The organism is Uruburuella suis, assembly GCF_022870845.1.
Lineage (GTDB): Bacteria > Pseudomonadota > Gammaproteobacteria > Burkholderiales > Neisseriaceae > Neisseria > Neisseria suis.
Genome location: NZ_CP091507.1, coordinates 1,807,820 through 1,824,856, shown reverse-complemented (window position 1 = coordinate 1,824,856; position 17,037 = coordinate 1,807,820). Strand labels below are relative to the sequence as shown.

Sequence of the window (17,037 nt, the reverse complement as noted above, 5' to 3'; positions counted from 1 at the left end):
TTGGACATCGGCCAAAGCAATGTGCGTGCCTTGTTCTGCGAACAAGTGTCGGATTCGAGAATCCGACCTACGGGCTGCGTGAGCGGGTCGTTATAACAAATTGATTTATCAGAATGTTTATTTTTAGCATGAGGCCGTCTGAACGTTTCAGACGGCCTTATGTTTTTCAGGCAAACCATTTGAGCGTGTTGCGGTAGCGGGGAAGCAGGGTTTTGTCGTGCGGGTCGGTCAAGAATCCGGCCAGGGCGGCTTGAAAGCGGGGCAGCTCGGCGGCGTAGGGCGGCCGGGCCAGGAATTTGGCGGCGTAATAATGGGCGATCAGATCGGCTTGTTGCTCCATATTCAGATCGGCCAGGCTGCCGATGCTGCATAGCGGCGGATAAACATAGGCGCTGCGCCGCCGGTAGCCGCCTTTGAGCGCTAAAAAGAGGCCGCCGAGCCAGACTCGGTAGCCGTGTTGGTGCTGCCACACATGGGTGAGCTCGTGTATCAGCCACACTCGGTAATGCGCGGGGGCGCGGCTGAAATCATCGGGGCAATGGCGGCGGGGAAAATAGATGTGATTATTGGGTGCAAAAGCGAAAGGCAGGTCGGGCAGGCAGGCTATGCCGCGGTGGATGCGCACCCGCGCATAATCAATGCTCTCGGCAAACACCAAGCGGGCGAGCTTGATTTCATCGGCATGAAGCGGGCGCGGCTTTCTCATTCGCGCCCGGCCTTGCGGCGCTGCCATTGGCGGGCGGTGTTGAGCCGCCACAGACCGAGCACGATAAAATAGCCGGCCACGGCCAAGAGCGCGCCCAGCGTGGGCACGCCCACCAAAAGCGGCTTGCCCGCGCCCAAAAGCCAATGCCAGGCATCTGCAAAAAAATGGCCGTTTTGCCACTCGGGAAACACCAGCTCAGCGCCGGCTTCGGTGCCCAGCAGGCGCGCGCCGATTTGGTAGGCCAGAAAATAAAGCGGCATATAGGTGAGCGGATTGGTGTAGAGCGTGCTGAACACGGCCACCGGCAGATTGGTGCGCAGAAAATAGGCGGCCATCAAGGCGCTGATCATTTGCGTGGGGCCGGGCATCAGCCCGCAAAACATGCCCACCGCCACCGACACGGCGGCCTGGCGGCGGTTGAGGGTCCAGAAATAAGGCTTGTCAAACAAGGGTGCAAAAGGCTTGGCCCAGCGGGCGGCGAAAATTTGCTCGCGGTCGGGCAGCTTGTGGCGGAGTCGGCGCATGGGGTGTTTTAAATGTTTTTAAATAAAAGAATGCATTTATATGGCGTTTGTGGTGCGGAATTTAAAGGCCGTCTGAAAGCTGAAGCGTTCAGACGGCCTTTGTCCCTATTTGTTTAAAGCCGGCGGCCGCTGAGAAAGCTTTTCAAATCCGGCCAAATCGTGGTTTCGCGTTTGCAGAGGTAAATCAGAATCGGCAGATTGCCCAGCGCCACAATCAGATAAAGCAGCACAATGCTGTCGAAAGCCCACAGCAAAAAGGCGCTCAGCAGCGCGGCGGCCACCATAAATAAGCCGTTCACAATATTGTTGGCGGCCACGGCGTGGGCGCGGAAAGTGTCGCTGCTGGCGGTTTGCAGCCAAGTGTAGAGCGGCACCGAGAAAAAACCGCCGAAAAAGCCGATGGCAATCATGGCCAGCATAATCGGGTAGGCATGCGGCTGCATCAGAAACCAGCCGATGCCGTTGAGCTCCGTATAATGGCTGCCGCGGGTGAGCCACACCAGCGCCAGGCCGCTCACGGTCAGGCCGATGGTGCCCAGCGCCACCAGCCCCAGCCGCAATTGCTGGCGGCTCAATTTGGCGCACAACACCGAGCCTGTGGCGATGCCGATGGAAAAAAGCGCCAGCATCAGGTTGAACACATTATCGTTGCCGCCCAAATGAATCTGCGTAAACGTGGGCAGCTGGGTGGTGTAAACCGCGCCCACAAACCAAAACCACGAAATGCCGATAATGGCGGTGGTGAGCGCTGGTTGGACGAAGGTTTGCCGCAGCAGGTCCAGCGTGCCTTTTACAATATTGATTTCGATTTTGGTGTCGGGCGCTTTGGCTGGCACAGAGGGCATAAAAAAGCTGCTGAGTGTGCCCAAAATGGCAATGGCCACCACCAGTAATCCGGTGGCGTTGGGATTGAAGCCGGCGATGGCGGTGCCGAGAATCTGGCCGAACAAAATCGCCAGAAAAGTGCCCGATTCAATCAGGCTGTTGCCCATCAGCAATTCTTGGCGGTTGAGGTAATCGGGCAAAATGGCGTATTTGAGCGGGCCGAACAACGTGGATTGCGTGCCCATGCAAAAGAGGCAAAACAACAATAAAGGTGCCGACTGAATATAAAAGCCCAGCGCCGCCACACCCATCACGGCGATTTCGAGCAGCTTCACCACGCGCGCGAGCTTGGCCTTGTCGAAGCGGTTGCTCAGCTGGCCGGAAATGGCCGAAAAAAGGAAATAGGGCAGAATAAACAGCAGCGCGCCCAAATTGAGCATCTGGCTGGCGGGCAGCGTATCGTTGTGGCCCAGCCCGTAAAAGCTGATCATCACAAACAGCGCGGTTTTAAACAGATTGTCGTTGAATGCGCCGAGAAACTGGGTGCCGAAAAGCGGGGCAAAGCGGCGGCTGCGGGCAAAATAGAGGTTATCTTTCAGGCTCATTTTTTTCGGCTTCTTGTTCGGCTTCGGGCGGGGTGGCAGATTCTGTATCAGCGTTGAGGCGGTCGGTGGAATCGTCGTCCATCAAAATGCGGTGGGCGGGGCCTTCGAGGTCGTCAAACTGGCCGCTTTTGCCCGACCACCAGAAAAAATAAGCGATGATAAACGCCAATATCACGCTGATGGGAATCAGAATAAATACGCTTTCCATTACATCATGCCTGTGAGGTCGGTGAGCAGCAGGGTGTGGCCGCCGATGCTGAGAAATTCGTTGCGGATGCGGCCGATGGCTTCGTCGCCGCCAAAAAGCGCCACATAATCTTTTTCCGCCGCCCACAAAAGCGGTGTGTCGGCGAGCTGCCAAGCGGATAGCGCCTGCACGGCGGCTTGATCTTGCGGCGGGGCTTCGCTTTGCAGCTTCACGGCAAAGCGCCCGCTTTGCGGCGGCTGCTCGGTTTCATCGTCGGCCAGCATAATCAAAAAGCCCAAATGCTCGCCCGATTGGGTGTGGATGCTGAAATAATGCATGTTTTTCAAGAAGGCCGTCTGAAAAGCTTCAGACGGCCTGAGTTATCATCAGCGCGTAATGTAGCAGTTTGCGCGGCGGCTGCAAAGGGCGGGCGGGAAATTGTTGCACCGGCCTTGCGGGTGTAGAACGGATTTTGAGTCCGGCATTGGGGCAGCAGGGGTGAGAGAATTTCTACGCATTTGAATATCGTGAAATCAAAAAAAACGGATACCAAAATAAGAAATCTTAAATCGTGTGTGGTGTGTGTGGCGCAGCCACGCGCGCGTTTTAAACGGCTTCTGCGTGTATGGCTTGCTACATCCGTCTGTGTAAGTTTTTCATTCATTTCACTATAGATGGTAAAAAGCCAGGCCGTCTGAAACATTATTTTTCAGACGGCCTGTGCGCGAAAAATCAAATCAAATCAATTCCAAATCCGGCCCGGCATTTTGGGCGCGGCGGCTGCGCAGCTGGATATCGAGGCGCAAATCGTTGGCGGAATCGGCATTTTTAATCGCATCTTGATAGCCGATTTGGCCGCTTTCGTATAATTCGTAGAGCGCTTGGTCGAATGTAATCATGCCGATGTCGTTGGAGCGCTTCATGATTTCTTTGATGCCGAGTACTTCGCCTTTGTGGATCAAATCGGCAATCAGCGGCGAATTGAGCAACACTTCCACCGCCGCCACGCGCCCTTTGCCGTGCTCGCGCGGCACCAGCCGCTGCGAGATAAAGGCTTGCAGGTTGAGCGATAAATCGGTGAGCAGCTGGGTGCGGCGCTCTTCGGGAAAAAAGTTGATGATGCGGTCGAGCGCCTGGTTGGTGCTGTTGGCGTGCAGCGTGGCCATGCATAAGTGGCCGGTTTCGGCAAAGGCGATGGCGTAATCCATGGTTTCGCGGTCGCGGATTTCGCCGATCAAAATCACATCGGGCGCTTGGCGCAGCGTGTTTTTCAATGCGGCAAACCAGTTGTCGGTGTCTACGCCCACTTCGCGCTGGCTGATGATGCAGCTTTTGTGCGGGTGCACAAATTCAATCGGGTCTTCGATGGTGATGATGTGGTCTTGGCTGTTTTCGTTGCGGTAGTCGATCATCGAGGCGAGCGAGGTGGATTTACCCGAGCCTGTGCCGCCGACAAAAATCACCAGCCCGCGCTTTTTGAGGGCAATCTGCTTCAACACGGGCGGCAGGTTGAGGCTTTCAAACGTGGGGATTTTGCTGGTGATGGCGCGCAGCACCAGCGCGGTGGCGCCGCGCTGCACCATGGCGTTTACACGGAAACGGCTGGTGTCGGGCAGGCTGATGGCGAAATTGCATTCGTTGGTGTTGGTGAATTCCTCTATTTGCTTGGGGCTCATGATGTTGAACGCGATTTCCATGCAGCGCTCGGCGGTGAGCGGCTCTTCGGTGATGGGCACGATTTTGCCGTCCACTTTCATGGCAGGCGGGAAATTGGTGGTAACGAAAAGATCGGAGCCTTTGTATTTATTAAGGTGGCGCAGCCAGCTGAAGAGCGCTTCTTTGGCAGATTGAGGTTCTGAAGAGGTCATTGCTTTTTATTTCCGCTGAGGTGGTTTGTGAGGCGGATTATAGCCGAATATGCGGCCAATATCATATGCCGTTGGCTGCAGCATGCGTATAATGCGTATCTTTGAAAATAAAGAAACCGGTTGGATATGAGCGCAACACACACCATCGCCATTATCGGCGCGATGCCGCAGGAAATCGAATTGTTGAAACAAAGCCTTGAGGGCGCGGCCGAGATGAAATTCGGCCGCTTCAGCGTGCACCACGGCATGTTGGCGGGCAAGCGTGTGGTGCTGGCGCAAAGCGGCATCGGCAAAGTGAATGCCGCGGTGGCCACAGCTTTGGTGGTGCAGCATTTTGCGCCCGATTGCGTGATCAACACCGGCAGCGCCGGCGGCTTGGGGCAGGGGCTGCGCGTGGGCGACGTGGTGATCGGTGAGGCGGTGGCGCACCACGATGTGGATGTAACGGCATTCGGCTATGCAATAGGGCAGGTGCCGCAGCTGCCGGCGCGTTTTGAGAGCGCACCCACTTTAATCGCGGTGGCGGCTGAAGCGGCGGCTGCGTTTGAAGGCGCTGCCGTGCACCGCGGCCTGATTGTGAGCGGCGATCAATTTGTGCACAGCAGCGATAAAGTGGCGCAAATCCGCCGCGATTTTGCCGGTGTGCAAGTGGTGGAAATGGAAGCAGCGGCGATTGCGCAGGCTTGTGCGCAGCTGGAAGTGCCGTTTGTGGTGGTGCGCGCGGTGTCGGATTTGGCCGATGAAAAAGCCGATGTGAGCTTTGAAACCTTTTTGGAAACGGCCTCGGTGCATTCGGCGCAAATGGTGCGCAGCATTATAGAAGCTTTATAAAACGATCATATTGAAGGCCGTCTGAAATGTTTCAGACGGCCTCAGCAACGAAATATATCTGTAAACAGAATAGTCGGAATACGCTAAAAAACGGCAGGAAAAAGTGTTGTTTGTGGCGGGGGGAGCAAAAATGAGTGCATCAGAATTATATATAGGTGAAGATACTGACCGCCAATTTGTGGTTGTTGATTTGAGCAAGGCCGCCACTTGGGAATTGTTTGAGCGGATCCGGGATGGCATGGCTGCAATCGTGCCGGAATATATCCCTCAATTCGAGGGTGAGTATGCCGGCGGCGTCATGTCGATTTCAGGTTTGCAGGCCGAAGCCTTTGTGCAGGTAAGTCAAATCATTATGCAGGCGTGCAGCGCGGCGGTGTTGCAGCCGTTTAACGCCGATTTGAAAACTGCTCTCGAAGCCGACCTGCGTTTTAAAAATGCCGCAGTATAAGCGGCCAAAGCAGAACAGTTATTTTACGCCAGCGGCACACCAAGTGCCGCAAATTGGAATATCTTTATGAACAGCATTCGCGTTAAAAATCTCATTATCGGCAGCGGCCGCCCGAAAATCTGCGTGCCGCTGGTGGCAGACACGCCCGCTGCGCTGCAAGCGGCGGTGGCGGGGCTCTTGGGCGTGGAATACGATTTGGTGGAATTTCGCGCCGATTTTTTAAACGCCGCCGCCGATCAGGCGCAGGTGCTCGCCTGCCTGAAAAGCGTGCGCGCGCAATTACCCGATGTGCCGCTGCTGTTTACTTTCCGCACCTTTGCCGAGGGCGGCGCCTGCGAAATGGCGCCGGCTGATTATTTCGACTTGCTGCATGCGGCCGCCGCTTCGGGCGATGCGGATTTAATCGACATCGAATTGTTTGCCGGCGATGAGGGTGTGCAAGCCGCAATCGCTGCGGCCAAGGCGCACGGCGTGGCGGTGGTGTTGTGCAACCACGATTTTCAGCAAACGCCTGCCGAAGCGGAAATCGTCGGCCGCTTGTGCCGCATGCAGGACTGGGGCGCCGATATTTGCAAAATCGCGGTGATGCCGCAATCGGCGGCCGATGTGCTCACGCTTTTGAGCGCCACCGAAACCATGCAGCGCTGCCATGCGCGCCGCCCGCTGATTACGATGGCCATGGGACGGCTGGGCATGGTGAGCCGGCTGGCGGGTGAGGTGTTCGGCTCGGCGGTGAGCTTCGGCGCTGCGGGGCAGGCTTCCGCGCCCGGCCAGATTGATGCCGGTGATTTGCGCTTTATTTTGCAGATGTTGGCGCAAGATTGAAGCGTTTGCGGCATAGGTTGGCAAAGGCCGTCTGAAGGTTTTCAGACGGCCAATTAATTTGTGGGGCAGATATTGGTATCCGATATTTTCCGCTTGATAAAATTGCTTCGGCAGCGGCCACAAAACCCGCAGCAATCGCTTCTCAGCGTTGTTGTTTGATTATTCGAGCAAGTATGAATGGTCGGCAACGGCAATCTTTCAGACGGCCTGTTTGCATCAATACACATCGCGCTGATAGCGTTTTTCTTCGCGCAAATCGTTTAAATAATCGGCGGCATCGTCGTCGCTCATTTTGCCCTGGTCGGCAATGATGTTGAGCAACACTTGTTCCACATCGCGCGCCATGCGGCCGGCATCGCCGCACACATAAATGTGCGCGCCTTGTTGCAGCCATTGCCACACCTCGGCCGCGGCGGCGGCCAGCTTGTGCTGCACATACACTTTTTCTGCGCCTTGGCGGCTCCAGGCCAAATCGGCGCGGTTGAGCAGGCCGCTTTTGCGGTGTTGCAGCCATTCGGCCTGATAGAGAAAATCGTCGGTGAATTTTTGATTGCCGAACACAAGCCAGTTTTTGCCGGCGTCGCCATTGGCTTCGCGCTGCTGCATAAAGGCGCGGAAGGGCGCAACGCCGGTGCCGGCGCCTATCATGATAATCGGTGTGTTGCCGTTTTCAGGCAGGCGGAAATTTTTGTTCGGCTCCACAAACACGCGCACGCTGCCGCCCTCGGCCAAGCGCTCGCCTAAAAAGCCTGAAGCCGCGCCGCTGTAGGCTTGCCCGTGATGCGTATAGCGCAGCATGCCCACGGTGAGGTGCACTTCGTCTTCGCTCTCGGCTTGCGATGAAGCGATGGAATAGAGCCTGGGCGTGAGCGGGCGGAAAAGTTCAAACAAAGCCTGCGCCGGCAGCGGGTGCGGGTGCTCGGCAAACACGCCCACCGGCGGCGTGGCGGCCAGATACACATCAAGCGCGGCGGCGTTTTCCACGGTTTGACGCAGCGCGCTGCTGCCGCTTAAGGCGGCATATTGCTGCACCAGCGCGGGCGTGTTTTGGGTGATGTCGGCGTGCTCGATCAAGGCCGTCTGAATATCGGTGTCGCGGCCGTCGGGCAGGCGCACCGGCTCGTGGCCGGCCAATTGGTGCAAGGCGAGGATTTCGGCCACTAAATCGGGCGCATTGAGTGGCCACACGCCTAATGAGTCGCCCGGCTGATAGCGTATGCCCGAGCCGGCCAAGTCGATTTCGATGTGTTCCACATCTTTTTCGGCCTCGCGGGCGGTGATTTTTTGGCGCAGCGATAAAACGGCGTTGAAAGGCTGCGCTTTGCTATAGACCTGCGCAGCTTCGGCAACGGCCGCTTGGGATGCGGGCGCAGCCACGGCTGCGGCGGCAAGCTTGCCCAAAGTGTCGGCCGCTGCGCCAATCCAGGCATCGGCCGCAGCCTGATAATCGAGGTCGCAAATGCCCAAATCGAGCAGACGCTTTGCGCCAAGCTCGGCCAAACGGCGGTCGAAATCCCGGCCGGCCTGGCAGAAATCGGGGTAGCTCGAATCGCCCAAACCCAGCACGGCAAACGAGAGCCGGCTCAAATCGGGCGCTTTTTTGCCGAATAAAAATTGATAAAGCGGCACCGCTTCTTCCGGCGGCTCGCCATCGCCCTGAGTGGAGGTGGCCAGCAGCACAATATCTTCGCCGGCCAGCGTTTTGCTTTTGAAATCGGCCGCCGCCACCAAGCGCGCATCCAAGCCGGCCTGCTCAAGCTTGAGCAATAATTGCTCGGCCACGCGGCGGGCATTGCCGGTTTGCGAGGCTGAAAGCACGGTGATGCGGCGCGCGGGCGCGGCGGCTTCAGGCAGCGCCGGTGCCGACCCTTGCTGGCTTTGCGCCCAACAATAGCCCGACAACCAGGCCAGCTGGGTGGGCGAGAGCGCAGCAAGGCCGGCGGTGATTTCGGGGGGCAGCGGTGCGGCTTGGGTCATGGCGGTTCCTTGTTTTCGATTTGGGTGTCACTTTAATCAGGCCGTCTGAAAAAGGGAAAGAATGGTTTGTTGTAACCAAATGCAGTTTTGTTATATATAAAGTTCTGTTGCTTGTCTTTGTTTAACAGCCTGTTTCAACAAATAAAATGATTGGGAAAAAGATGATAAACACGCCCTAAGGCCGTCTGAAAGCTTTCAGACGGCCTGTGTTGTTTGGCTGGGCTTGAGTTTTTATACCCAACATTCAAACATGCGCCTGCTTTGCCGCAGCAATATTTCCGGCAGCGCAACAAACCGGCAACAAAGCGCGGCAATCGTTGTATAATCGCCGCTTTTATCTATTCCGTTTCAGATGTGCGGCTTTGCGAAGAAAGAATGAAGCAGGGCGGCGCAGATGGCAGGCACAAATGGCAAGCAAGCAACGCTCTCAGATGAACCCCGCCGAATGGCGCGCCAGCACCTCGTTGGCCGGCGTGTATGCGCTGCGCATGCTCGGCATGTTTTTGGTGCTGCCGGTGCTGGCGCTTTATGCCGCCACGCTGCCCGGCGCGGAAAACAACAAAGCACTCATCGGCCTGGCCATGGGTGCCTACGGCCTCACGCAGGCTGTGTTGCAGCTGCCGTTGGGCATGGCTTCGGATAAATTCGGGCGCAAAAAAGTGATTTATGCGGGGCTGCTGGTGTTTGCGGCGGGCAGCTTTATGGCCGCCTCGGCGCAAACGCTGGAGGCTTTGGTGCTGGCGCGTGCCATTCAGGGCGCGGGCGCGGTGAGCGCGGCGGTGACGGCGCTTTTGGCAGACCTCACCCGCGAAGAAGTGCGCACGCGGGCGATGGCGATGATAGGGCTGAGCATCGGCCTCACTTTTTCGGTGAGCCTCGTGGCCGCGCCGCTTTTGTCAGGCCTAATCGGCGTGGGCGGTTTGTTTGTGCTCACCGGTGTGCTTACCTTGATCAGCATTGCCGTGGTGGCGTGGGTAACGCCCAATCCGCAACAATCCAAGCTGCATGAAGATGCCCAAGCGCAGCCCGCCCGCATCAGCGAAGTGCTGGCCGATCGACAGCTTTTGCGGCTCAATTTCGGCATTTTTGCGCTGCATGCGGCGCAGATGGCGCTTTTTGTGGCGCTGCCTTTTGCCTTGGTGGGCGTGGGGCTGGAAAAAGTGCAGCATTGGCAGGTGTATCTGCCTGCCACGCTGGCCGGCTTGGTTTTGATGGTGCCGTTGATTATCATCGGCGAAACGCGCAATAAGCTTAAGCAGGTGTTTGTCGGCGGCATTGTATGTATTGCGGCGGCGCAATTGGGGCTGCTGTTCGGCCTGCATTCGCTGTGGCTGATTTTGGCGAGCCTGGTGGTGTATTTTATCGGCTTCAATGTGCTCGAAGCGAGCCTGCCCTCGCTGGTGTCGAAAATCGCGCCATCCGATTTAAAAGGCACGGCCATGGGCGTGTATAACACTTCGCAGTCGCTCGGGCTCTTTGCCGGCGGCGCGCTGGGCGGCTTGCTGTTTCAGCATTACGGCTTTAGCGGCGTGTTTACTTTTTGCAGCGCCTTGATGCTGCTGTGGCTGGCGTTGGCGGCGGCTGCGCCGGCTCCGCGGCCGGTAAAAAATATCACCTTGGCGGTGTCTGCCACTTGGCACGGACGCGAAGATGATTTACAGTTTGCGCTAATTGCGCTCTCGGGCGTGGAGGCGGTTAAGTTGAGCGCCGACAAGCAAACCGTGTATATCAAGGCCATGCAAAAAGGTTTTGACGAAGCCGCCGCTAAAAAAATTATTTCAGGAGCTTAAACCATGTCAGTGAACAAAGTGATTCTGCTCGGCCGTCTCGGCCGCGACCCCGAAGTGCGTTATATGCCCAACGGCGAGGCCGTGTGCAATTTCAGCATCGCCACCAGCGAAACGTGGAACGACCGCAACGGCCAACGCCAAGAGCGCACCGAGTGGCACAACATCACCATGTATCGCCGCTTGGCCGAAATCGCCGGCCAATATCTGAAAAAAGGGCGTGAAGTGTATATCGAAGGGCGCATTCAAAGCCGCAAATACACCGGCAAAGACGGCATCGAGCGCACGGCTTACGACATCATCGCCAACGAAATGAAAATGGTCGGCCCGCGCGAAGGCGGCGGTGCTGCGCCTTATGACGACGGCGGCTATCAGCAGGCCGCGCCGCAGCAAAACCATTATCAGCCCGAAGCGCCCGCAGCCGCGCCTGCTGCGCCGCGTCGCCAGGCACCGGCTGCGCCTGCTGCCGCCGTGGACGATATCGACGACGATATTCCGTTTTAAATTGGCGTTTTAGTTTTGCCGCCGCCGTTTCAAGCCCGGTGCATCGGGTTTCAGACGGCCACACATGCGCTGAGTCTGCATCTGTCTGAGCGAAATCAAAGATTGCCGCGCTTGGCAGATGAAAAGCAGTTTAAACCATTGCCATTTTAGCTGTTTTTGATACAATAGCACCTAATTTAGAGCGAAACCAGCAAGCCGCCATCCATCGGGCGGCTTGCATTTTTATTGTAATCATCGGGTGAAACCACCCTTTGCGGAGAATTGAGACATCATGCAGAAAATCCCGTTAACCGTACGCGGCGCGGAGCTTTTGAAAGCAGAATTGCAGCACCTGAAAAGCGTAGCGCGTCCCGAAGTGATTGAAGCGATAGCCGAAGCGCGTTCGCATGGCGATTTGTCGGAAAATGCCGAATACGAAGCGGCCAAAGAGCGCCAAGGCTTTATCGAAGGGCGCATTGCCGACGTGGAAAACAAACTTTCGCGGGCGCACATCATCAACCCGGCCGATATTCATGCCGAGGGCAAAGTGGTGTTTGGCGCCACGGTTACGCTGGAAGATTTGGCCACCGAAGAAGAAGTGTGCTATCAAATCGTGGGTGAAGACGAAGCCGACATCAAGCAAAACAAAATTTCCATCGGCTCGCCGATTGCCCGCGCCCTGATCGGCAAAGTAGAGGGCGATGTGGCCGAAGTGCAAGCGCCCGGCGGCGTGCGCGAATATGATATTGTGGCTGTGCAATATATTTGATATGGCTATTTTGAAAGGCCGTCTGAAACGTTTATCGGTTTCAGACGGCCTTTTATCTTTATTTTGACGAGTGCAACCGACAATAAAGATATAGTGAGCTAAGTAAAAAAGCGGGGATTTATCATTAGCCGGTAAGTGGTTTATGCGTTTAAAATAAACAACGCAGATAGATACTTAAATCGAATGTATCAAATGGAACTATTTGACAATTATCGGTCTGATATGCATTAATTGAGCAATAAATGTTTCAAATGTTGAAATTATTGCGCTTTTTTGCAGCAGCAGGCATCACACATAAAATAAAAGCAGAGGGATAAATGAATAAATTGGCAGCCGTGTTGGCGGGCATGTGGTTGGGTTTGCAGTTGGGCATCGGCTATGTGGCCGTGCCGGTGCTGTTTCAGCATATGGGTAAAATGGAAGCCGGCGCCATGGCCGGCAGCATGTTTGATTTTGTGGCCTACACCGGCCTGGCGGTGTGGCTGCTGCTTTATTTTATCGGCCGCCATGAATTGGGGCGCAGCCTTATGCGCAGTAAAACCAATAAATTCGTGTTGCTGCTGCTCTCCTTGCTGGCGGTAAACCAATTTCTGGTTACGCCGGTGATTGCAGCGCACAAAAGCGGCGGCAGCAATTGGCTGCTCTCCTTGCTGGGTGGCTCTTTCGGGCAATGGCACGGCACTTCCAGCGTGATTTATATGCTGTGCAGCTTGTTGGCGCTGGGCTTGGTGTTTCGTTTGCTGAAGCTGGATTGGCATTGAGTGTGAAATAATACCCAATAAGAAAGGCCGTCTGAAACATTCAGACGGCCTTTTGCATGCAATAAAATTTTACAATTCAGGGTTTTTACGCCACAAAACCAAGAGCTTGCCGATGTGTTGCACCAATTGCGCATCCACGGCATCGCACAAGGCTTGGCACATTTCCACGCGCTCGGCGCGGTCGTCGCCCAGCACGCGCACTTTAATCAGCTCGTGGGCGGTGAGGGCGGCATCGGTTTCTTTAATCACTGAATCGGTGAGGCCGTGTTGGCCGATCATTACCACCGGGCTTAAATGGTGGGCGCGGGCTTTAAGCGCCAGCAAGTCTTTGGTGCTGAGGGTGTCGGTCATGATATTTGCTGCTGTGTGTAAAGATTAAAGGCGCATTCTACGCGAATTGCCGCCGCGCGTGGAGAAAATAACGTACAATAACACCTTTGTTTCAACGGCATGATTATCTATGGCGGTGCGTTCCAAATCTTCCAAAGCCTGGCTCAACGAGCATGTTAACGACCATTATGTGCATCAGGCGCAAAAAGACGGTTATCGTGCGCGCGCGGCTTACAAGCTTTTGGAAATCAACGAGAAAGACAAATTAATCAAGCCCGGCACGGTGTTGGCCGATTTGGGCAGCGCACCTGGCAGCTGGTCGCAAGTGGCGGCGCAATTGGCCGGCGGGAGCGGGCGCGTGTTTGCGCTGGATATCCTGCCGATGGATGAAATCGCCGGTGTGTCGTTTATTCAGGGCGATTTTCGGGCAGAGGGCGTGTTGGCCGAGTTTGAATCTTTGCTCGGGCAGCGCGCTTTGGACCTTGTAATTTGCGATATGGCCCCCAATATGTCGGGCAATGCCGTAACCGATCAGGCGCGCAGCTTTTATTTGTGCGAATTGGCGCTGGATTTTGCCGCAGCGCATCTCAAAAGCGGCGGCAGCTTTTTAGTGAAAGTGTTTCAAGGCGCGGGCTATCAGGAATATATGGCCGCTATGCGCGAAGTGTTTGGCGTGGTGCAAACCCGCAAGCCCGAAGCCTCCCGCAATCGTTCCAGTGAGGTTTATTTATTGGGCAAAAATAAACGCTGACAATGCCGACAGCCTGATTTACAATCCGTTTTTTCTTTTCTACCCTTTGTATTGGAGCCTGTTTCAGTGGGGAATACCGTTAAAAATCTATTGGTCTGGCTGGTTTTGGCTGTGTGTTTGATGGCGGCGTTTAACGCCATCACCGATAAGCAGGAAAGCCAGCAGCAGATCGAATATTCGCAATTTATCGACCAAGTCAACCAAGGCGATGTGGCCAGTGTCAACATCGAAGGCTCGGTGGTGAGCGGCTATTTGATTAAAGGCGAGCGCACAGACAAGAGCCAGTTTTTCACCAATGCCCCGCTGGACGACAATTTGGTGCAAACGCTGCTGGATAAAAAAGTGCGCGTAAAGGTTACGCCTGAAGACAAACCCAGCATGTTTACCAGCCTTTTGTTCAGCCTTTTGCCGGTGATGCTTTTGATTGGCGCATGGTTTTACTTCATGCGCATGCAAAGCGGCGGCGGTGGCAAGGGTGGCGCATTTTCATTCGGCAAAAGCCGCGCCAAGCTCTTGGATAAAGACACCAACACTGTGACCTTCGCCGATGTGGCCGGTTGCGATGAGGCCAAGGAAGAAGTGCAGGAAATCGTGGATTACCTCAAAGCGCCCAACCGCTATCAAAGCCTCGGCGGCCGTGTGCCGCGCGGTATTTTGCTGGCCGGCAGCCCCGGCACCGGCAAAACTCTGCTCGCCAAAGCGATTGCGGGTGAAGCGCAAGTGCCGTTTTTCAGCATCTCCGGCTCGGATTTTGTGGAAATGTTTGTCGGCGTGGGCGCCAGCCGCGTGCGCGATATGTTTGAGCAGGCCAAGAAAAATTCACCCTGCATCATCTTTATCGACGAAATTGATGCCGTCGGCCGCCAGCGCGGCGCCGGTTTGGGCGGCGGCAACGATGAGCGCGAGCAAACGCTCAACCAATTGCTGGTGGAAATGGATGGCTTTGAAAGCAGCCAAACCGTGATTGTGATTGCCGCCACCAACCGCCCCGATGTGCTCGACCCGGCCTTGCAGCGCCCCGGCCGTTTCGACCGCCAAGTGGTGGTGCCGCTGCCCGATATCCGCGGCCGCGAGCAGATTTTGAATGTACATGCTAAAAAAGTGCCGCTGGATGAATCGGTGGATTTGAAAACGCTGGCCAAAGGCACGCCCGGCTTTTCCGGCGCCGATTTGGCCAACTTGGTGAACGAAGCGGCGCTCTTTGCCGGCCGCCGCAACAAGATCAAGGTGGATCAAAGCGATTTTGAAGATGCCAAAGACAAAATCTATATGGGTCCCGAGCGCCGCTCGATGGTGATGCACGAAGATGAAAAACGCGCCACCGCCTACCACGAATCCGGCCATGCCATTGTGGCCGAAAGCCTAGAAGGCACCGACCCTGTGCATAAAGTTACCATTATGCCGCGCGGCCGTGCGCTCGGCCTCACCTGGCAATTGCCGGAGCGCGACCGCATCAGCATGTATAAAGACCAAATGCTCAATCAGATTTCGATTCTGTTTGGCGGGCGCATTGCCGAAGATTTGTTTGTCGGCCGCATTTCCACCGGCGCATCCAACGATTTTGAGCGCGCCACCCAAATCGCCCGCGAAATGGTCACGCGCTATGGTATGTCCGACAAAATGGGGCCGATGGTGTATGGCGAAAACGAGAGCGAAGTGTTTCTCGGCCGTTCGGTAACGCATTCGCAAAATGTTTCCGAGCACACCATGCAGCAAGTGGATGCCGAAATCCGCCGCATTCTCGACGAGCAATATGCCGTGGCGCGCCAAATTTTGGACAGCAGCCGCGATAAAATGGAAACCATGACCCAAGCCTTGATGGATTGGGAAACCATCGATCGCGACCAAGTGTTGGAAATCATGGCAGGCAAGCAGCCCAGCCCGCCGAAAGACTACAGCCACAATATCCGCCAAGACAGCGGCGAGGGTGATGATGAATTGCGCCCGGCCGCACCGGTTGAGGCAGGCTACGAAGAAGTGCCCGCAGCAGGCGAATCGGATGTGCGTCCGCTGGAGCCGACCATAGGTCCCGAAGCCGATCCGCAGCCGGGCAACAGCCATAATGCCGGCGATGTGCTGGCCGGTGGTGAAGGCCGTCCGAATCAGGGCGATAAAATCTAAGCTGTTTTTCTGCAACGGCAGCCGCAAGGCTGCCGTTTTTGCGCAAGGCCGTCTGAAAGCATAGCAAGCTTTTCAGACGGCTTGAGGCCTTGCAAAACACCCCTTCCGTCGCTCCTGCGCAGGCAGGAGCCCAGCCTGAAGCGCAGCTTCAGTAGTCGGTCAGGTAGTAGCCATCAAAATATTAGAAATCAAGTATTTGATTTTATAATAAGTTTTTCATTTTCAGAAAAGTGTGAGAAAAGCAAAGCGCTGCTTTGCACTGGGCACCCGCCTGCGCGGGTGCGACAAATATCTGGTTTTTCAAAGGTCTCGGCCTTTATAATGCCTGTCGATCAGATTCAACCCAAGGACAAATCATGGCAACCTGCCAATGGCAATGCGGCCGCTTCACGCTGGATTTGAGCGCACCGAAAATCATGGGCATCGTCAACATCACGCCCGATTCATTTTCAGACGGCGGCACTTATTCGGCCAGTGTTCAGACGGCCTTAGCACATGCGGAAGCCTTGCTGGAAAGCGGGGCGGATATTCTCGATATCGGCGGCGAATCCACGCGCCCGGGCGCGGCTGCGGTGTCGGCGCAAGAAGAATGGGCGCGTGTGCAGCCGGTGCTGGAAGAGTTGGTGAAATGGCAAGTGCCGATCAGCCTCGACACACGGCGCACGGCAGTGATGCAGCAGGCACTGGCACATGGCTATGCCGACATAATCAACGATGTGTCGGCGCTAAGCGATGAGGGCGCTATCGGGCTGCTGGCGCAACAGGCGCACACCGGCATTTGCCTGATGCATATGCAGGGCATGCCCGAAACCATGCAGCAGAGTCCAAGCTATCAAGATGTGGCAGAAGAAGTGTTGCGTTATCTCAACGAGCGGGTGGCGGCCTGCGAAGCGGCAGGCATTGCGCGCGCGCGGCTGGTGCTCGACCCGGGCTTTGGCTTCGGTAAAACGCTGCCGCACAATATTGCGCTGATGCAGCATTTGGGCAGCTTGCTGCGCGGCAGCGGCCTGCCGCTGCTTATCGGCGTGTCGCGCAAGCGCATGATAGGCGATTTAAGCGGCGAACAAGATGCGGCTGCGCGCGTGCACGGCAGCGTGGCTGCGGCGCTGGCGGCGGTGGCGCGCGGTGCGCAAATCGTGCGTGTGCACGATGTGAAAGCCACTGCCGATGCGCTGAAAGTGTGGCAGGCCGTGGGTGTGTTTGAGGCCGTCTGAAAGCGGGCATACCGTTTGTTGGATT

Annotated in this window: 18 protein-coding genes; 10 read left to right on the top strand and 8 right to left on the bottom strand. The window is 56.0% G+C overall.

The genetic code is table 11. The annotated features are described in order from the left end of the window. Positions 1-166: 166 nt before the first annotated feature. From LVJ78_RS08295 to LVJ78_RS08270, 6 genes are all read right to left on the bottom strand, one after another. Positions 167-706 (bottom strand): type IV secretion protein Rhs, encoded by a 540-nt coding sequence (locus LVJ78_RS08295; RefSeq protein ID WP_207894279.1) that lies wholly within the window; start codon positions 704-706, stop codon positions 167-169. Next, complete coding sequence (locus LVJ78_RS08290) at positions 703-1,230, bottom strand: DUF2062 domain-containing protein (protein WP_207894280.1); 528 nt, start codon at positions 1,228-1,230, stop codon at positions 703-705. The genes LVJ78_RS08295 and LVJ78_RS08290 overlap by 4 nt, the downstream gene beginning before the upstream one ends. 113 nt (positions 1,231-1,343) lie before the next feature. Further along, complete coding sequence (locus LVJ78_RS08285; protein WP_132953195.1) at positions 1,344-2,660, bottom strand: MFS transporter; 1,317 nt, start codon at positions 2,658-2,660, stop codon at positions 1,344-1,346. Further along, complete coding sequence (gene ccoS, locus LVJ78_RS08280; protein ID WP_132953197.1) at positions 2,644-2,868, bottom strand: cbb3-type cytochrome oxidase assembly protein CcoS; 225 nt, start codon at positions 2,866-2,868, stop codon at positions 2,644-2,646. The genes LVJ78_RS08285 and ccoS overlap by 17 nt, the downstream gene beginning before the upstream one ends. Continuing rightward, positions 2,868-3,185, bottom strand: coding sequence for an HLGFF motif protein (locus LVJ78_RS08275; RefSeq protein WP_132953199.1), 318 nt, complete (start codon positions 3,183-3,185; stop codon positions 2,868-2,870). Before LVJ78_RS08275 ends, ccoS begins: the two co-directional genes overlap by 1 nt. 399 nt (positions 3,186-3,584) lie before the next feature. Continuing rightward, entirely contained in the window at positions 3,585-4,715 is a 1,131-nt protein-coding gene (locus LVJ78_RS08270) for a PilT/PilU family type 4a pilus ATPase (protein WP_132953201.1), read from the bottom strand. A gap of 126 nt (positions 4,716-4,841) precedes the next feature. On the opposite strand from LVJ78_RS08270, the gene LVJ78_RS08265 reads away from it, so the two are divergent. From LVJ78_RS08265 to aroD, 3 genes are all read left to right on the top strand, one after another. Next, entirely contained in the window at positions 4,842-5,546 is a 705-nt protein-coding gene (locus LVJ78_RS08265) for a 5'-methylthioadenosine/adenosylhomocysteine nucleosidase (RefSeq protein ID WP_132953203.1), read from the top strand. A 130-nt stretch (positions 5,547-5,676) separates the two neighbouring features. Next, positions 5,677-5,994: a glycine cleavage system H protein gene (locus LVJ78_RS08260; protein WP_244802564.1), complete on the top strand. Its 318-nt coding sequence runs from the start codon at positions 5,677-5,679 to the stop codon at positions 5,992-5,994. Positions 5,995-6,060: 66 nt separating this feature from the next. Beyond that, positions 6,061-6,819 carry a type I 3-dehydroquinate dehydratase gene (gene aroD, locus LVJ78_RS08255; RefSeq protein WP_132953207.1) on the top strand — a complete coding sequence of 253 codons (759 nt, stop codon included), beginning with the start codon at positions 6,061-6,063 and terminating at the stop codon, positions 6,817-6,819. Positions 6,820-7,035: 216 nt separating this feature from the next. Here the strand turns inward: aroD and LVJ78_RS08250 are convergent, their stop codons facing one another. Further along, on the bottom strand, positions 7,036-8,796 hold the full coding sequence (locus LVJ78_RS08250; protein ID WP_132953211.1) for an assimilatory sulfite reductase (NADPH) flavoprotein subunit: 1,761 nt from the start codon (positions 8,794-8,796) through the stop codon (positions 7,036-7,038). 407 nt (positions 8,797-9,203) lie between these two features. Here LVJ78_RS08250 and LVJ78_RS08245 point away from each other — a divergent pair, with 407 nt between their 5' ends. The 4 genes from LVJ78_RS08245 (at position 9,204) to LVJ78_RS08230 (ending at position 12,596) form a co-directional block, all read left to right on the top strand. Then, positions 9,204-10,586, top strand: coding sequence for an MFS transporter (locus LVJ78_RS08245; RefSeq protein ID WP_243650328.1), 1,383 nt, complete (start codon positions 9,204-9,206; stop codon positions 10,584-10,586). A 3-nt stretch (positions 10,587-10,589) separates the two neighbouring features. Then, the gene (locus LVJ78_RS08240; RefSeq protein WP_132953213.1) at positions 10,590-11,087 is read left to right on the top strand and encodes a single-stranded DNA-binding protein; all 498 of its coding nucleotides are present in this window, start codon (positions 10,590-10,592) and stop codon (positions 11,085-11,087) included. A 271-nt stretch (positions 11,088-11,358) separates the two neighbouring features. After that, positions 11,359-11,835: a transcription elongation factor GreA gene (gene greA, locus LVJ78_RS08235; RefSeq protein ID WP_132953215.1), complete on the top strand. Its 477-nt coding sequence runs from the start codon at positions 11,359-11,361 to the stop codon at positions 11,833-11,835. A 317-nt stretch (positions 11,836-12,152) separates the two neighbouring features. Continuing rightward, positions 12,153-12,596: a DUF4149 domain-containing protein gene (locus LVJ78_RS08230; RefSeq protein WP_132953217.1), complete on the top strand. Its 444-nt coding sequence runs from the start codon at positions 12,153-12,155 to the stop codon at positions 12,594-12,596. Positions 12,597-12,665: 69 nt separating this feature from the next. Here LVJ78_RS08230 and yhbY read toward each other — a convergent pair whose 3' ends face one another. Beyond that, positions 12,666-12,947, bottom strand: coding sequence for a ribosome assembly RNA-binding protein YhbY (gene yhbY / locus LVJ78_RS08225; protein ID WP_132953219.1), 282 nt, complete (start codon positions 12,945-12,947; stop codon positions 12,666-12,668). A gap of 109 nt (positions 12,948-13,056) precedes the next feature. On the opposite strand from yhbY, the gene LVJ78_RS08220 reads away from it, so the two are divergent. The 3 genes from LVJ78_RS08220 (at position 13,057) to folP (ending at position 17,012) form a co-directional block, all read left to right on the top strand. After that, entirely contained in the window at positions 13,057-13,677 is a 621-nt protein-coding gene (locus tag LVJ78_RS08220; RefSeq protein WP_132953221.1) for an RlmE family RNA methyltransferase, read from the top strand. Positions 13,678-13,743: 66 nt separating this feature from the next. Beyond that, a complete protein-coding gene (ftsH, locus tag LVJ78_RS08215) occupies positions 13,744-15,798 on the top strand; it encodes an ATP-dependent zinc metalloprotease FtsH (protein ID WP_424580108.1) in 2,055 nt (684 codons plus the stop codon). A gap of 356 nt (positions 15,799-16,154) precedes the next feature. Next, entirely contained in the window at positions 16,155-17,012 is an 858-nt protein-coding gene (gene folP / locus LVJ78_RS08210; protein WP_132953223.1) for a dihydropteroate synthase, read from the top strand. The last annotated feature ends 25 nt before the right edge of the window (positions 17,013-17,037 follow it).